This window comes from Corynebacterium uberis (genome assembly GCF_020616335.1).
Taxonomy (GTDB): domain Bacteria; phylum Actinomycetota; class Actinomycetes; order Mycobacteriales; family Mycobacteriaceae; genus Corynebacterium; species Corynebacterium uberis.
Genome location: NZ_CP085051.1, coordinates 1780365 through 1796221 on the forward strand (window position 1 = coordinate 1780365; position 15857 = coordinate 1796221).

Below are 15857 nucleotides of genomic sequence, written 5' to 3' on the forward strand. Positions count from 1 at the left end.
CTAGCAGTTGTGCAGTCACGTCCACCGCACCAACGCCGGGCGCCAGAAACACGCCCGGGCAACGAATGGGTCACAAAGTTGACATAGTCTAGCGCCTCAGGATGCTGTCAGGCTATTCCCCGCCGAGCACCCGGCTGACATAAGAAGCAACGGCGGACACCTTAGAAATTGTTCCCGTGTAATCCATGTACGTGGGGCCCACCACGCCCAACCCGCCAAGGGAGGCCCCATCAGCGCCGTAGGCCGTAGTCACCACCGCGGCGGAGTGGAACTGCTCATTCTCATTTTCCTCGCCGATCAGCACGTTGACGTTGCCCAGGTCCGGCACCGCCGAGAGCAGCCGCAGCACCGTGACCTGTTCCTCCAGGGCGTCGAGCACCATGGGCAGGTTCTCCGGCAGGTCATAGGCAATCCGGGTGAGGTTCGAGGTGCCCGCCAGGATGAGCCGGTCGCTGGGTTGTTCCACCAGGGTTTCAATAAGCACCGTGGAGGCGCGCACCACCAGGGAGCGCATCTCCGGGCTGGAGGTAACCACGAGGTCCGCGAGCGCCGCAGAGGCCTCCGTGACCGTGCGCCCCACCAGCGCGGCGTTGAGCAGGTCCCGCAGCCGGGCAACCTGCTCATCGTCGACCAGCTCGCCGAGCTCCACGTTGCGCTGGTCCACCCGGCCGGTATCAGTAATCAGCACGAGCAGCAGTCGCACCGGGGACAGCGGCACCACCTCACAGTGCTTGACCCGGGACACCGTCAGGTTGGGCAGCTGCACCATCGCAGCCTGGCGGGTGAGCTGGCTGAGCAGCTGCACCGCCCGGCGCAACACGTCCTCTAAGTCCACGCCCTTTTCCAGGAAGGACAAAATAGCGCGGCGTTCCGGCATGGACAGCGGCTTGATGTCATGGATGGCATCAACAAAACTGCGGTAGCCCTTTTCGGTGGGAATCCGCCCCGAGCTAGCGTGCTGCTGCTGGATGTAGCCCTCCGACTCCAGCACCGCCATGTCATTGCGGATGGTCGCCGAGGACACGTCAAGCTTGTGGCGCTCCAGCAGCGCCTTGGAGCCCACCGGTTCCTGTGAGGCGATGTAGTCAGCGACGATGGCGCGCAGCACCTTGGCGCGCCGCTGTGCAGTCGATCCAGCCATGGCGAAGAGTCAGGCACCTCCCTAAACAAATGGCCACGTGAACTTCCCTATTCTTCTGCAACCAGGATATCTGTGATGATGCCATCGGCAAGCAGCCGACCGGCATCCGTCACCGCCACCCGGGGGGTTCCCCGCTTATCGACGCCCCGGTGCAGCAGCCCGCGCGCCACGTAACGGCCCACCACCTCCCGTCCCCCACCACGGATCCAGGACTCCGGGATCCCCTCCTTGAGCCGCAGGCCCAGCATGACCGCCTCGGTGTGGCGGTCCGCGGCAGAAAGCACTTCCGAATCCTTGATCGGCCACTGCCCCGCCGCCACGGCGCGCGCATAGGTCGCCGGGTGCTTGACGTTGAAAAAGCGTTCATCGCCCAGGTGCGAATGCGCACCCGGGCCCGCGCCCCACCAGTTGCCATCCACCCAGTAGATCTCATTGTGCCGGCAGGCACCGCCAGGGCGCGCCCAGTTGGATACCTCGTACCAGTCCATGCCTGCAGCGGCCAGGGCGGCGTCGATAAGCTCGAAGCGGCGCGCCAGCACATCCTCATCCGGGGCTGGAAGCTGGCCGGTGCGCACCTTCCGGGCCATGCGTGTGCCGTCTTCAACGATGAGCGAATACGCGGAGACGTGATCCACCCCTGTCTCCAGGATCGCCTCTACCGTGGCCGCCACATCCGCATCGCGCTCCCCCGGCGTGCCGTAGATCATATCCAGGTTGACGTGTTTGAACCCGGCAGCCAGGGCCTCGCGCGCCGCCGCGAGCGCGCGCCCCGGCGTGTGGCGGCGCTCCAGTACCGCCAGCACGTGCGGGGCCACCGACTGGAGGCCCAGCGACACCCGGGTAAAGCCGTAGTCGCGCAGCCGGGCAAAAAACTCCGGCGAGGTGGACTCCGGGTTAGACTCCGTGGTCACCTCCGCACCCGGGGCCAGGCCAAAGGAATCCCGCACCGCAGAAAGCAACTTGCCCAAACCATCCGCCCCCAGCAGCGACGGCGTCCCGCCGCCCACAAACACCGTATCCGCCGGGCGCAGCATCCCCCACTGCGCGCACGTCCGCGCCGCCTGCTCCAACTCCTGGCACAGCGCCTCAAGGTAGGACTCCGGGGACGCAGCGCCCCCGAGCTCGCCGGGAGTGTAGGTATTAAAGTCGCAGTACCCGCAGCGCGCGGCACAAAACGGGACGTGGACGTACACGCCAAAAGGCGCCGCGAGCAGTGCGCGGCGCTGGGAATCAGTAGGGCCCGTGCGCAGGATCTGCGGCACGGCCGGGGCAGCATCAGTGTGAAGGGACATAACTATTGTGTCCCAGGCTAGCTTGCCGCCCCCGAATCAGCCGAACGGCGGGCCTTAATCCGCGCGATCACCCCGTCGATCCACGCGCGCTCCCCCAAAAATGCCGGCGGGCGGGATCCCCGCATCGCCCGCGCATACGCCGGGTGCGCCTGCGCGACCGATACCAGCCATGCGCGGGCGGTCGTCGCCGCGTCCTCGCCCAGGGCGCGCACCTGGTGCGGCAAGGCCACAGACTCCAGGTCCGTGGCGCACGCGTCCGTCTGTTGCAGAATCCACGCCGCATATGCTGTCAGCCGCTCCCGCACGGCCTGGGTGCGCCCCTCGAGCGCCCCGGCCAGTTCGGCGACGATGATCGGCGAATCTTCGAGTGGGTAGGCCGCCTCAAGCTCGGCACAGTCCAGCGGCCGGGGGCGCGGCAGCGGTGCGGTGGTGTGCGTGCGGGCGCTGAGCACCCCGGCGCGCACCCCCGTGGTCAGCGCCTGGCGCAGGCCCAGCAACTCCCCTAAGGCGACGCGGGCGTCCACCCGGGCGTCATCAATGATGTCTGCCAGCTCGGTGAGGCAATCCTCGACGAGCTCGGCGTCATAATCGGCGATGGCCTCTTCGAGGTTGTCTAGGTAGGTGGCTACTTCATCGCCAATGTCATAGAGCTCCTGAGTAAGCTCCCTGTGGCGCAGCTCAGCGGCGATGCGATGCATATGCGTGTGCTGCTCCCTTCCCTGCCGAGAACCTGTGGCGCGCGCACACAAGCGCTGTGGCCACGCTGACGATGAACCATGAAGGCCAGTGCGGCCCCAACAGCCATCGACTCTAGGACACCGGTGAGCAGGTCCGGCGGCGGCGCGCCGCGCGGGGGTAGCTAGCGGCGGTAAATCTTGTCAATCTCCTCCGAATACCGCTGGGTGACCACGTTGCGCTTGACCTTCAGCGTCGGGGTCAGCTCGTTTTCCTCCTCCGTGAGGTCCCGGTCCAGGATGTAGAACTTCTTAATCGCCTCCGCATGCGACACGGTGGTATTGGCGTTGTTGACGGCATCCTGAATTTCGGCGCGCAGCACCGGATCCGTAGCCAGCTCCTTGATCGGGGTGGAGTCCGGGATGTTGCGGTCCTGGCGCCAGCGGGAGAGCACATCATCATCCAAGGTGATCAGCACGGCGATGAAGGGCTTGCCGTCGCCGACGACCAGCGCCTGGCTGATCAGCGGGTAGGAGCGCAAAATGTCTTCCAGGGGCGCCGGGGAGACGTTCTTGCCACCGGCGGTGACAATGAGGTCCTTCTTGCGTCCGGTAATGGTGATGTGCCCGGACTCATCGATCTCCCCAAGGTCCCCGGTGTTATACCAGCCGTCTTGGTCGATGGACTCTGCGGTCGCTTCCTCGTTCTTCCAATACCCCTTGAAGGTGCACGCCCCGGCCAGCAGGATCTCTCCGTCCTCATTGACCTTGGCGGACATGCCGCCCACCGGCTTGCCCACGGTGCCGATCTTCTGGTCTTCAAAGTCGACCGCGGCAGCCGCACAGGTCTCTGTGAGCCCGTAGCCCTCATACACCGGCACGCCGAGGCCGCGGAAGAAGTGGGACAGGTCATGGCTAATCGGAGAGCCGCCGCTGATGCAATAGGACACGTGCCCGCCGATGGCCTCCTTGATCTTGGAGTACACCAGGCGGTCATAGACCTTGCGCTGCATGCGCAGGGCACGGCCGGGGCCTTCCGTGGTATCCATCGCCTTGGAGTATTCGATGGCCGTGCGCTCGGCCGCCTCAAAGACGGCCTTCTTCAGCGGCCCGGACTCCGCCGCGTTTGCGGCCGCCGCGTTGCGCACCTTTTCAAAAATGCGCGGGACCCCTAACAGCAGGTTCGGGCGGGAGCGCTGCAGCTCCACGGTCAGGGTGCGCGTATCGCCCCAGTGGGACTGCGTCATGCCGTTGATGGTGCACGCCAGGGATACCGCGCGGGCCAGCACGTGGGCCAAGGGCAGGTACGTCAGCACCCGGCGTCCCGGGGCCGCGATCTGGCCGATGGGGTGGGACAGCAGGGCGCGCACCTGGGACAGCCAGTTGCCGTGCGTGAGCATGCAGCCCTTGGGCCGGCCCGTGGTGCCGGAGGTGTAGACGATGGAGGCCAGGTCATCCAGGTGCACGCCGTAGGTGCGGGTGGTCACCTCGGTGGTGGGCACGTCGCGCCCCTCGAACTTGAGGGTATCGATGGCCGCGGAGTTGATCTCCAGGATGCGGCGCAGTTGGGAGGGCGAGCCCTTGAGCGCGGGCTCCCCGCCGTCTTGGAGGACCAGGTGCTTCATCAGCTCGGTGTGGTCCTTGGATTCCGTGATGGCAAACACGGCGCCGGAGTCCTCGATCATCCACTGCACCTGGGAGGGCGAGGATGACGGGTAGATCGGCACCGAGACCGCGCCGGCGGCCCAGATGGCAAAGTCCAGCAGGCTCCACTCGTAGCGGGTGCCCGACAGCAGGGCGATGCGATCCCCGGGCTTGACGCCGGCGGCGACGAATCCCTTGGCTACCTCGAAGACCTCATCAAGGAATTCTTGGGCGGTGACGTTGACCCACTCAAAGTTGGCGGGGCGGGTAAATAGAACTCCCCACGGGCGGGTCTTAACGTGATCGATCAGCGCCGTCACGCAGCTTTCGCCCTCGTGGATGGCGTATTCGGCGGGGGTGGTGTACTCCTGCACTGGGCTGATTCACGCTCCTCAAATCTGGTGTTGCGATTGTGTCAAGGCCCCGCCCCGGATGCGGTCACGCTCAGGTGACATCCGGGTTGTTGGGGCTCGCCCACGGGGAGTGCACCACTAAACCTACTCCCGTTGGACTTTGGGTCGTGCGGCAAGGGGATGCGCCGGCCCGCAGACCGTGCGTGGTGCCCTTGACCACCCGCTCTTTACTTTCCCGTACAAAAGTATCAGATGCGTTGTCACCAGTCCTGCATTATCCCCACACCTAGGTCCCCGCACCCCCCTGCCACGGCGCCCCCCACCAGCCACGCATGAGCGCGGGCGAGATTCGCTTAGCGACGCCCCTCCTCCCGCACCCCAACCGGCCCCGGCACGGTTGCAGTGCCCGCGTGCAGCATCCGCAGGTCCGCACGCTAGGGCTGGCGCCAACTCACGTGCCGCGCTAGAGCACAGAGATCAGCCACGCGATGATGACGATGGCAATGAGGAACCACAGCGCCTGGGTCACCCGCGACGTGGGATACGCCCGCTTACCCTTAGGCAACGCATGGTCTTGCTTGCGCAACTGCTCCGGATTGGGCATGCTTTCACAAATCCTTCCTGGTGGTCTTCCCGGCCACCCTACCGCGCAGGCTAGTACCTGCACGATCGTCTCCCCCCGCACGCGGTGCGCCGCCGGCCACGCCGTAGACCAGGCGAATGCGCTGGGCCACAAAGTCCACGCAGCGCAGCACCACAATCGCCGCCACGGCGGCCAGCGGCAGGGTGACCACCAGCACCACCGCAACCTGGACCGCCAAGGGTGCCGAGGCGAGCGTCTGGGCAGTCCAGTCATAGACCGCGGTGAAAAAACCACTCATAGTGCCGCCCAGCATATCGCCCCCGCGCGGCCCCAGCACCGCGCGGCGCTAGGCCTTCGTCCCAGACAGGCCCCGGCGCTCCAGCAGCGGGGCAACATCCCGGCTCCGGCCGCGCAGCTGCGAGAACGCCTCGTCATAGTCGCGCGAGGCGCCGCGGGAGAGCACCAGCTCGCGGAAGCGCTGGCCGGCCTGCCGCGCCGCCTCCGCCGTGGCCTGCGGCCCCGCCGCGCCGACCTGTCGGAACCATTCGAATCCGTCAGCGTCGAGCACTTCTGCCCACAGGTAGGAGTAGTAGCCCGCGGAGTACCCGCCGGCGAAAATGTGATTGAAGTAGGTGGATCGGTAGCGCGGGGCCACCTCGGGGACATCGATTCCCGCCTCCGCGAGTGCGGATTGCTCAAAGCTCTCGATGATCGCCCGCGCGTCCTCAGCCCTGCCGGCGTCCACCGCCGCGAGGATGCGGCTGCTGATCTCCTCGGCGCGCTGCGGGGAGAGGCTGTGCCAGGCCAGATCAATAATGGCGGCACCCAGGTACTCGGTGGTGGCAAAACCCTGGCCCCACTGCCGGGCGCGACCCACGGCGTCGAGCAGGCGCTGCGGGATGGCCTCCCCGGTTTCAACATGGCGGGCGTAGTCGCGCACCACCGCGGGGTCCAGCGCCCAGTTCTCATTGATTTGGGAGGGGAATTCCACCCAGTCGCGCGGCACATTCGTCCCGGAGAACCGGGGGTAGACCACATCGGAGAGCAGCCCGTGGAGCGCGTGGCCAAACTCGTGGAAGACGGTGGTCACCTCATCGAGGCTGAGCAGCGGCTGGGCATCAGGATCGGTCGGCGGGGTGATGGACATGACGTTGACCACCACCGGCTTGGTTCCCAGCAGCCGGGACTGATCGCAGAAACTGGACATCCAGGCCCCGCCCCGCTTGGATTCGCGGGCAAAGTAGTCCGTCAGCAGCAGCCCAATGCCGGTGCCGTCTTCTTCAGCCACCTCCCACACCTGCACGCCGGGGGCATAGCCGTGCAGGTCATTGCGCTCGGTCACGGTGATGCCGTAGAGCCGGCGCGCGGCGGCGAAGACCCCGTCGCGCAGGACGCGATCGAGCGGGAAGTACTGGGACAATTCCTCGGCGTCGACGGCGTAGTCCTGCAAGGCAACCTGCGCCTGCCAGTAGGGCCAGTCGGCCGGGTCCACGGTCTCCTCGGCGCTGGCGGCGACCTCACTGATCAGCTTGTATTCTGCCGCGGCGTTGGCTGAGGCCGCGGGCGCGAGATCGGTGAGCAGCTTCCTGGCGGCTGCGGCGGTCCCGGCGGTCTCTTCGGCGATGACCAGGTCGGCGTGGGTGCCATAGCCAAGGATCGCAGCCTTGCGCGCCCGCAAAGCCACCGACTCCGCCACCACTGCCGCGTTGGAGGCCTCACCACGGGCCTGCGAGGCGGCGTAGAGCGCCGCGCGGGTGTCTTTTCGGGTCAGTTTTTCCTGGGCGGCCTGCACCGTCGGCAGCTCGAGGTGGAGCAGGTAGCCTTCGGTGCCGGTGCGGGCGGCGTCGTCGCGGGCGGCGTCGATACGCGCCTGACTCAGGCCAGCAAGCTGGTCGGCGGATTCGACGCGCACGGCCAGCGCGCGGGTATCGGCGAGCAGGTTGCGCCCAAACTCCTCCGACAAGACGGCCAGGCGGGCGTTGATGCGCGACAGCTCGGCCTTGGCGGTGTCATCTAACTGGGCGCCGTGGCGGCGGAAAGTTCTCAGCAGGTGCTCGTGCAACCGCTGGGACTCCTCATCCGCGGGCACGCTGACCTGCCTGACCCGCTCGAAAAGGGCGGCGTCGTGGTAGATGGCGTCATCGTGGGCGGACAGCTCAGGAACAATCTCTTCAGCAATAGCGTCGAGCGCCGGGGAGGAATCCGTGCCCTGAAGGTTAAAGAACACCGCCGCCACGGCCTCCAACGCGCGCCCGGAGCGCTCCATTTCTACCACCGTGTTATCCCAGGTGGGCGGCTGTTCCTGAGCAAGGATGGCGGCTATCTGCTCGCGGTGAGCGGCCATGGCCTGGCGGAATGCCGGGAGGAAGTGCTCGTCACGGATCTCCTGGAAGCGCGGCAGCCCATAGTCAAGCGTGGAGGGCTCCAGCAGCGGGTTGGGGGCGGGCGTGGACGTAGGTGCAGTGGTGCTCATGGGCCACATCGTAGCCGCGGGGCCAGGACCCGCACCGCAGAATTGCTACAGTCCCAGTCATGAACTCTCACCCGCGCACAGCGACCGTGACCGCCGCCTACGGCAGCTACCGCGGGCTGATCACCGACGGCTGTGCCGTGTACCACTCGCTGCCCTATTGCACGATCACCGCCCCGTTCGCCGAGGCCACGGCCCTGCCACTGCGCGCCGATGCCGACGCCGCCACAGACGCCCCCACTGGCACCACCGCCGACGCCGCTGCCGAAACGCAAGCCGACGTGCACGACGCCACCGAGCCGCACCCGCAGGACGTGGCGCTGACGGTCACCACCCCCGCCGACGCCGCCTTCGGCGATGACCTGCCCGTTCTGGTTTACATCCACGGCGGCGGATACGATTCCGGCAGCCACCATGACCCCCGCACCCAGGCCACCGGGCTGTGCGCACGCCACCGCGTGGTGGTGGTCACCGTGGGCTACCGCACCGGGCTCGCCGGTTTCGCCCACTTTCATGATGACGAACCCCAGCACTTCCGGGGCATCAACGACTGCCAGCTCGCCCTGGACTGGATCCAGCGCAGCATCGAAAGCTTCGGCGGCGACCCCACCAACGTCACCCTTTCTGGGCAGTCCGCCGGCGGGGGCATCGCCTTGTGGCTCACCCGGCGCGACCACTACCGCGGCGCCTTCCGCAGGGTGCTCGCCCTGTCGCCGGCCTACCCGCGCCAGCCCTTCGAGGAACGCAAGGCCACGTTGCGCCGCGTGACAGGAATTGCTATCACCCGGCGCTACCTGGAGAAAGCCGCCGAGCGCAAGCCTGGCGCCCTAGAGCGCGGCTACCGGCGCTTCGCCCGCTGCTACCCCACCGACATGGCGCTAGGCCCGCACCCGTTTGCGCCCGAGGAGCTTGCCGAAATCCCCATTGTGGTGACCTCCATGCGCGAGGAGTTCCACGACCATCCCACCGCCCGGTGGCTCGATGACCACAGGCTGGGTCGCCTCGCCGTGCGCCTGCTGGCCCGGCGCCTTGGGGTAGAAATCCCGGCAGCTTCCTACCTGGCGTTTCCCCCCAGCGTCCACCCGCGGCGGGAGTTCTGCCAGCTCTGCGGCGACTCCACCGTGCGCCGCTGGGTCTCCCGGACCGGCGACAAAGCCCCTGGTCCCGTCTGGGCGATCGAGTTTCAGGGCACCGCCGCCGACCCGGCGACCCACTGCGATGACCTCCCGCTGATCTTTAGCACCACTCCGGACGCGACGAGCACGGCGTTTTCCCGCATCCTCGTGCCCTTCCTGCGCGGTACGGACCCCTCCTGGCCGCGCTATCTGTCCGAAGGCACCCGGAAGGTCCTCGGTTTTTCGCTTATCGACGCCGCGACAACACTACTCGACGATCCCCTGCGCGCCGTGCGGGTCTCCTTCCGCTCCCCGTTCCCCAGCATCAGCCCGCTCAGCCGCTAGCCGGCGCGGCGCGCCCGGCACCTAGGCGTTGCGGCTACTGCGGCGCTCCAGCTCCGCGCGCAACTGCGGGTGCGCCAACTCCTGGGTAAACCACGGCGAGAATACAAAGGGGGTCGCCTCCGTGGCGGTGATGACCTCCGCGCACGGCGCCCACGCATAAGAATCCACCTCAGCCGGCTGCGGCGCCACGTCTACCCCCGGGGCCAGGCTGGCCACGTAGACCGGGCAGACCTCATTTTCCACAATCCCGGAGGAATCCACCGCCCGGTAGGAAAAGTCCGGGATCTGCTGGGAGATGTCCACCAAGTCCGCCGGGTCAATGCCCAGCTCCTGGCTGCCCCGGCGGCGGATGGCATCCTCAAAAGACTCCCCCGGGCCCGGATGGCCGCAGAAGCTATTGGTCCACACCCCCGGCCACGTCTTCTTGCTCAGCGCCCGGCGCGTGAGCAGCAGCTGGCCATCCCCGTTGAGTAGGAAGACAGAAAAAGCCAGGTGCAGCGGCGTATCGCCGGTGTGTACCTGGGACTTTTCTGCCGTGCCGATGGGATTGGCGGCGGCATCAAGCAGCACAACGAGTTCCGGGGAGGCGGCAGGCTCAGGCGAAGTCATGGGCCTCACTCTACGGGGCCTGCGCCCGGCCCGTCTAACGGTTCAGGTTGCCCTTGAAGATGACGTTGCCGATCTTGAACTGGGCGTCCCACAGATTGCCGGGCGCAACGTCAAAGGCGTAGCGCAGGTTGGTAGTGGCACCAACCCCCAGCGGGCGGTCCAAGCCATCCTGGCCGGCGACGCCAGCAGCCTCTGCGTCGAGGCGATTGACCTGGGTGCCGTCATTGAGCGTGAGGGTGGGGTCCCCGATGGCGTCGGCAGGCAAGGGCACGTCATTGAGGTTGTGCACGGCCAGCGTAATCACGGCGCCACCGGCGTTGCTGCCCACCGTGCCCTGCAGCTTCCACCGGACGTTGAGTCCCGTGTCACCGACGAACTCGGTGAAATCCTCCACGGTGGTGGGCTCGACGTCCTTCGGCTGGAAGGCCGCGGCCTCAGAAGTAGTCACCTCAATCGAGCCGCCCGGGCCCGTGGCAGTGTCATCCGCGTCGGAGGAACAAGACACCACCAATGCGGCGGCGCAGGTCAACCCGACAATAAGGGCACTACCTTTCGTGACGGTGACGGTGCTCATCGCTGCCTTCCTTTGGGGTCATGATGTAGGGGCGCACTCGCGCCGACGGTGCCACAGAGTAGTCCGGAACCTTGTGCCCACGCGCGTTCGCAGTCCGATTGTAGCCGTGCGTGTGGTGCCACGGATAACCCACAGATAGCCTCGGGTGACAAGGCCCCATGAACCCGGCTACGGTGCTCAGCCACCATCCCTGATCCCATGCAGCCCGCATCGTGATGAAAGCGTGAAAACCCACCCGTGAATTCCCTGTCCAAGATCCTGCGATCCACCGCCTCACTGTGGCCCTATTACCTCGGAGTTATCTTTACCTCCGTTGTCACAGCGCTGCTCGCATTGGCCTCCCCGCTGATGTTTAAAAAGGCCACGGATACCATCGTTGCCGCGGTGACCGGAGATCTTGCCACGCCGGATGCGGTTCGCCGCATCGTGATCTTAGGGCTCATTCTTTTCGCCGCCGACCTGGGCCATACCCTCATGACCAACATTGGCGGCTATATCGGTGACGTCATGGGATCCCGGATGCGCCAAATTCTGTCCACCAGGTACTTTGCCAAGCTGCTTATTCTTCCGCAGAGCTACTTTGACAACCAGGTCACCGGGGCGATCATCGCCCGCCTCGACCGTTCGATTTCCTCCGTCACCCAATTTCTTCAGTCCTTTTCCAACAACTTCTTTCCCATGCTGGTCACGGTGGCCGCGGTATTGGCCATCTCCGCGTGGTATTACTGGCCCCTTGCGCTGCTGCTAGCCGCGCTGTTTCCCCTGTACCTGTGGCTCACCGCCCTGACCAGCCGCCGGTGGCAGCGCTACGAGGGCACCAAGAATGCACTGCTGGATAGCTCCGGGGGCCGCTTTGCGGAAGTGATCGGCCAGATTAAAGTCACCCGCTCCTTTGTCGCCGAGGCCCGCGAGCTGGACACCTTTGGGCACCAATACGGCCGCATGGTGGCGGTCACGCGGAAACAGTCGGGGTTTTGGCACCGGATGGACACGCTGCGCGGCGCGGCACTCAACCTCATCTTCTTGGCCATCTACCTGCTCCTTTTCTGGCGCACCCTGGCCGGCCACTTCAGCCTCGGCGACATGGTGATGCTGCTCCAGCTGGTCAACATGGCCAAGCAACCGGTGTTTATGGCCTCCTGGATCATCGATACCGCCCAGCGCGCCATCGCCGGATCCCGGGATTATTTTGCGGTGATGGCCGCCCCGGAGGAGGACACGGCCAACCGGCAACTGGTCGCGGCAACGCACGCCTCTGGAGTCCCGGACCTTTCCGTCGCCTCGCCCGCTCCCCTGCACCCGCAGCCTGACAGCCCGGTGATCAGCTTCGACGATGTGTCCTTTTCCTACGAAGAGGGAAAGCAGGTACTTTCCCACATGACCTTCGCCGTTGAACGCGGGCACCGGGTGGCCCTGGTGGGCGAATCCGGCGGCGGGAAATCCACGGTGGTCAACCTGCTTTTGGGGCTCTATCGCCCCGATTCGGGCACGCTCACGGTATGCGGAGAAGACGTGGAGACGCTCGGCAGCGAGCGCCTGCGCGCCTCGGTGGGAGTGGTCTTCCAGGAGCCACAATTGTTTTCTGGAACCATCCGCAGCAATATCGCCTACGGCTTGCCTGACGCCACGGATGCGCAAATAGAAGACGTGGCCCGGCGCGCCAACGCCCACGGTTTTATTACCTCCTTCCCGCAGGGGTATGACACGGTCATTGGGGAACGCGGGCTGCGACTATCCGGAGGCCAAAAGCAACGCATTGCCATCGCGCGCGCCATGCTCAAAGACGCCCCCATACTCATCCTCGATGAGGCCACCTCAGCGCTGGATAACCGCTCTGAGCGTGCCGTGCAGGTGGGATTAGATCAACTCATGGCAGACCGCACCACGCTCATGATTGCCCACCGGCTTTCCACAATCGCGTCCGTGGATACCATCATCACCCTGGACCAGGGGCGCATTGATGAAATTGGTTCGCCGGCCCAGCTGGCACAATCGGGCGGAATTTATTCACAATTGCTCGCCCTGACGGCCTCCTCCTCCGCCGCGGACCGCAAACGGCTGGCTGCCTTCGGTTTCCACGAGCCTTCGGCGGGGGGAGGGGGCGTCGATAAGCATGACGAGCACGGCGGTGACGAGGACGAGTAGCAGCGCCCCCCGGCTGCGGCGCAGGGACATGGTTAGGCTTAATGCCATGCATGTCCCACAGCTTGAAGAACTGAAAAACCGCCGCACCCGCAAGTGGACCGTCTACCCAGACGACGTCCTGCCCGCGTGGATCGCCGAGTCTGACTTTGCCACCTGCCCAGCTGTCAAACAGAACATCCTGGAGCGCTGCCAGGCGGAATCCTTCGGCTACACCCCGGCCGGAGATGATCTGGCCCAGGCAACGGCGGAGTTTTATACCCAGCGCTACGACTGGAACGTCCAGGCCACCCATGTGGTCGCGGTTCCTGACGTGGTGCGTGGACTGACCCTCGCGGTGGCGCACTTCACCCGCCCGGACTCCCCCGTGGTGGTTCCGGTGCCGGCCTACCCGCCGTTTTTGTCCATTCCGCAGGTGGCCGGGCGCAAGCGGATCGACGTTGCCGCCGACGCCGCCGGCGGGCTCAACCTCGGCGAAGTGGAAGCGGCATTTGCCGCCGGGGCGGGCTCTATCCTGCTGTGCTCCCCGCACAACCCCCTGGGCTATACCTTCGATACCGCCACCCTCATCGAGCTGACGGATCTTGCCGCCCGCTATGACGCGCGGGTGCTCGTCGATGAGATCCACGCCCCCCTGGTGCTAGACGGCCAGCACGTGTGCGCCGCCGGGGTCTCCGGGGTGGCCGCCGCGGTGTGCATCACCGTCACCGCGACGTCGAAGGCGTGGAATATCGCGGGGCTGAAATGCGCGCAGATGATCTTTAGCAATGATGAGGACTTAGAGATCTGGAATCGCCTCAACCCGGTGATCAAGGATGGCGTGGGCACGCTGGGGGTCTTTGCCGCGCAAGCCTGCTACCGGGAGGGCCTGGAGTTCCTCGACCAGGAGGTTGCCACCCTGCGGGGAAACAGGGACTATCTGGTCTCCGCGCTACCGGAGGCAGTCCCCGGGCTGCGGGTGACCAACCCGCAGGCCACGTACCTGATGTGGCTGGATTTCCGGGACACGGCGGTGGCTGCCGATCCCGCGGGGTTGCTTGTCACCCACGGCAAGGTGGCCCTCAATGATGGGCGCACGTTTGGTGCCGGCGGGCAGGGGCATGCCCGGCTGAATTTTGCTACCTCCCGGCAGCTGTTGGAGGAGATTGTGGAGCGGATTGCCACTGGCGTGCGCGCCGTCTAAAGGGCGAAGTTGTATGCTGTTGCACACCTCACCGTGCGGCTTGAGCCATGCGGTTCACAGGGGGCTGCAACACTCTGCAAAACTATCACCCAATAGGGGTTGATTGAGGGTTCCCTTTTCCCGTAAGGTGAGACAGACTGATTAGCTGGTGGGAATTTTGCCGCTCATTCGGGTGCGCGCTTCGGCGTCCCGCCCGGAACTGACCGGCACCCACCAACGACCGTCACCACCACCTATCCGTACGCCCCGGAAAAGAGACCACCGACGATGAGCACACCCGCACCCCAGAAAGCCGGCTCCCCCGCCGCACGCGGCCCCGCCAGACCCGCCCTGCTGCTCATGGTGACAGCCTTCATGCTGTTTTCCATGTTCTTTGGCGCCGGAAACCTGATCTTCCCCGCCTACCTGGGCGTTGAGGCTGGCACCTCCTTCGTCCCCGCGATCATCGGATTCTTGGGCACGGGCGTTGCCCTTCCGGTCTTGGCCATCATCGCGATCGCTATCTCGGGCAATGACGTCGGCGAGCTCGCCCGGCGCGCAGGCCGCATCTTCGGTGTCGCCTTCCCCATCCTGGCCTACCTGTCCATCGGCGCGTTCTACGCGCTGCCGCGGACCGGCGCGGTGAGCTACTCCACCGCCATCCAGCCGATCACCGGATCCGATTCCATCGTGTGGTCCGGCCTGTTTAACCTGGTGTTCTTCGGCGTGGCGCTGCTGCTGGCTTACAACCCCGGTTCCATTATCAACCACCTGGGCAAGTGGCTGACTCCGGCGCTGCTGATCCTGCTGGTGGTGCTGGTGGCCATCGCGCTGTTTACCTTCGATGGCACGGCGGGTGCCCCGGTGGAGAAGTATCAGACCCTGCCTGCCGCCACCGGCCTGGTGGAGGGATACCTGACCATGGACTCCATCGCAGCGCTGGCGTTTGGCATTGTGGTCATCTCCTCGCTGCGCTACAAGGGAGTGCCGGAGGGCCCGCGCCTGGTGCGCGGCACGATCTGGGCCGGCGTCGGCGCCGGCATCTTGCTGGCGCTGATTTATGTGGGCCTGGGCGCGATCGGCCACACCATCCCCAACGCCTCCCAGTACGCGGACGGTGCCACCCTGCTTGCCGACGCCGCCAAGCTCACCATGAGCACTCCCGGACAGGTGGTCTTTGGGCTCATCGTCCTGCTGGCGTGCATGACCACTGCCGTGGGCCTGATCGCCGCTACTAGCGAGTTCTTCCACCTGCTGCTGCCGGGGATTAGCTACCACGCCTGGGCCATCGTCTTTTCGCTGATGTCCTTCGGCATGGCCACCATGGGCCTGAACACGGTGCTGTCTGTGGCCGCCCCGATCATCGGCTTTATCTACCCGCCGGCGATCACCCTGATCTTCCTCACCCTGGTCGAGCCGGCGGTGCGTCGCCGCATCCACCTGGTGTGGACCTACTACCTGGGCATCTGGGTCGCCGTGGCGTGGTCGGCCGTGTCCACCCTGGTGGGGCTGGGCATCACGCAGCTCGAGCCGCTGGTGGCCTGGGCCCCGTTGCACGCCCAGCAGATGGACTGGGTGCTGCCCACGGTCATTGCCATCATCGTTGGCGTCATCCTTGACCGCACGGTGCCCCGCCGGGCTGATTGGATCGCCGACTCCCCGGTTGGCGCCCCCATGGAGGAGACCGCCACCGCCGCCGCCACATCCGCCTAGTCAGGGGCTGAGAGGGGGAATGAGGCCGCCTGGCCGTGTG

At 65.9% G+C, this 15857-nt stretch carries 13 protein-coding genes; 4 read left to right on the forward strand and 9 right to left on the reverse strand.

Annotated features, from left to right (window positions below; genetic code table 11):
- Positions 1-112: 112 nt before the first annotated feature.
- The 7 genes from hrcA to LH390_RS08200 form a co-directional block, all read right to left on the reverse strand.
- Positions 113-1141, reverse strand: a complete 1029-nt coding sequence (hrcA, locus tag LH390_RS08170) for a heat-inducible transcriptional repressor HrcA (protein ID WP_227281779.1) — start codon at positions 1139-1141, stop codon at positions 113-115.
- Positions 1142-1188: 47 nt separating this feature from the next.
- Positions 1189-2433 (reverse strand): radical SAM family heme chaperone HemW, encoded by a 1245-nt coding sequence (gene hemW / locus LH390_RS08175; protein ID WP_227281778.1) that lies wholly within the window; start codon positions 2431-2433, stop codon positions 1189-1191.
- Between the two features lie 17 nt (positions 2434-2450).
- A complete protein-coding gene (locus LH390_RS08180; RefSeq protein ID WP_227281776.1) occupies positions 2451-3131 on the reverse strand; it encodes a hypothetical protein in 681 nt (226 codons plus the stop codon).
- Positions 3132-3292: 161 nt separating this feature from the next.
- Positions 3293-5125 carry an AMP-dependent synthetase/ligase gene (locus LH390_RS08185; protein WP_227281775.1) on the reverse strand — a complete coding sequence of 611 codons (1833 nt, stop codon included), beginning with the start codon at positions 5123-5125 and terminating at the stop codon, positions 3293-3295.
- 442 nt (positions 5126-5567) lie between these two features.
- Positions 5568-5708: a hypothetical protein gene (locus LH390_RS08190; protein ID WP_227281774.1), complete on the reverse strand. Its 141-nt coding sequence runs from the start codon at positions 5706-5708 to the stop codon at positions 5568-5570.
- 4 nt (positions 5709-5712) lie between these two features.
- Positions 5713-5985, reverse strand: a complete 273-nt coding sequence (locus LH390_RS08195) for a hypothetical protein (protein ID WP_227281773.1) — start codon at positions 5983-5985, stop codon at positions 5713-5715.
- A gap of 48 nt (positions 5986-6033) precedes the next feature.
- Positions 6034-8160 carry a M3 family metallopeptidase gene (locus tag LH390_RS08200; RefSeq protein ID WP_227281772.1) on the reverse strand — a complete coding sequence of 709 codons (2127 nt, stop codon included), beginning with the start codon at positions 8158-8160 and terminating at the stop codon, positions 6034-6036.
- A gap of 59 nt (positions 8161-8219) precedes the next feature.
- On the opposite strand from LH390_RS08200, the gene LH390_RS08205 reads away from it, so the two are divergent.
- Positions 8220-9617 carry a carboxylesterase family protein gene (locus tag LH390_RS08205; protein ID WP_227281771.1) on the forward strand — a complete coding sequence of 466 codons (1398 nt, stop codon included), beginning with the start codon at positions 8220-8222 and terminating at the stop codon, positions 9615-9617.
- A gap of 21 nt (positions 9618-9638) precedes the next feature.
- Here LH390_RS08205 and idi read toward each other — a convergent pair whose 3' ends face one another.
- Together idi and LH390_RS08215 are read right to left on the reverse strand one after the other, a co-directional pair.
- Positions 9639-10226, reverse strand: a complete 588-nt coding sequence (idi, locus tag LH390_RS08210) for an isopentenyl-diphosphate Delta-isomerase (RefSeq protein WP_227281770.1) — start codon at positions 10224-10226, stop codon at positions 9639-9641.
- Positions 10227-10260: 34 nt separating this feature from the next.
- The gene (locus LH390_RS08215) at positions 10261-10800 is read right to left on the reverse strand and encodes a hypothetical protein (RefSeq protein WP_227281769.1); all 540 of its coding nucleotides are present in this window, start codon (positions 10798-10800) and stop codon (positions 10261-10263) included.
- A gap of 237 nt (positions 10801-11037) precedes the next feature.
- Between LH390_RS08215 and LH390_RS08220 the strand changes: the two genes are divergently transcribed.
- The 3 genes from LH390_RS08220 to brnQ all read left to right on the forward strand — a co-directional run bounded on the left by LH390_RS08220 (position 11038) and on the right by brnQ (position 15817).
- Positions 11038-12945, forward strand: coding sequence for an ABC transporter ATP-binding protein (locus tag LH390_RS08220; RefSeq protein WP_227281768.1), 1908 nt, complete (start codon positions 11038-11040; stop codon positions 12943-12945).
- A gap of 46 nt (positions 12946-12991) precedes the next feature.
- Positions 12992-14125 carry a MalY/PatB family protein gene (locus tag LH390_RS08225; protein ID WP_227281767.1) on the forward strand — a complete coding sequence of 378 codons (1134 nt, stop codon included), beginning with the start codon at positions 12992-12994 and terminating at the stop codon, positions 14123-14125.
- A 267-nt stretch (positions 14126-14392) separates the two neighbouring features.
- Positions 14393-15817 carry a branched-chain amino acid transport system II carrier protein gene (gene brnQ, locus LH390_RS08230; RefSeq protein WP_269961588.1) on the forward strand — a complete coding sequence of 475 codons (1425 nt, stop codon included), beginning with the start codon at positions 14393-14395 and terminating at the stop codon, positions 15815-15817.
- Positions 15818-15857 lie beyond the last annotated feature (40 nt).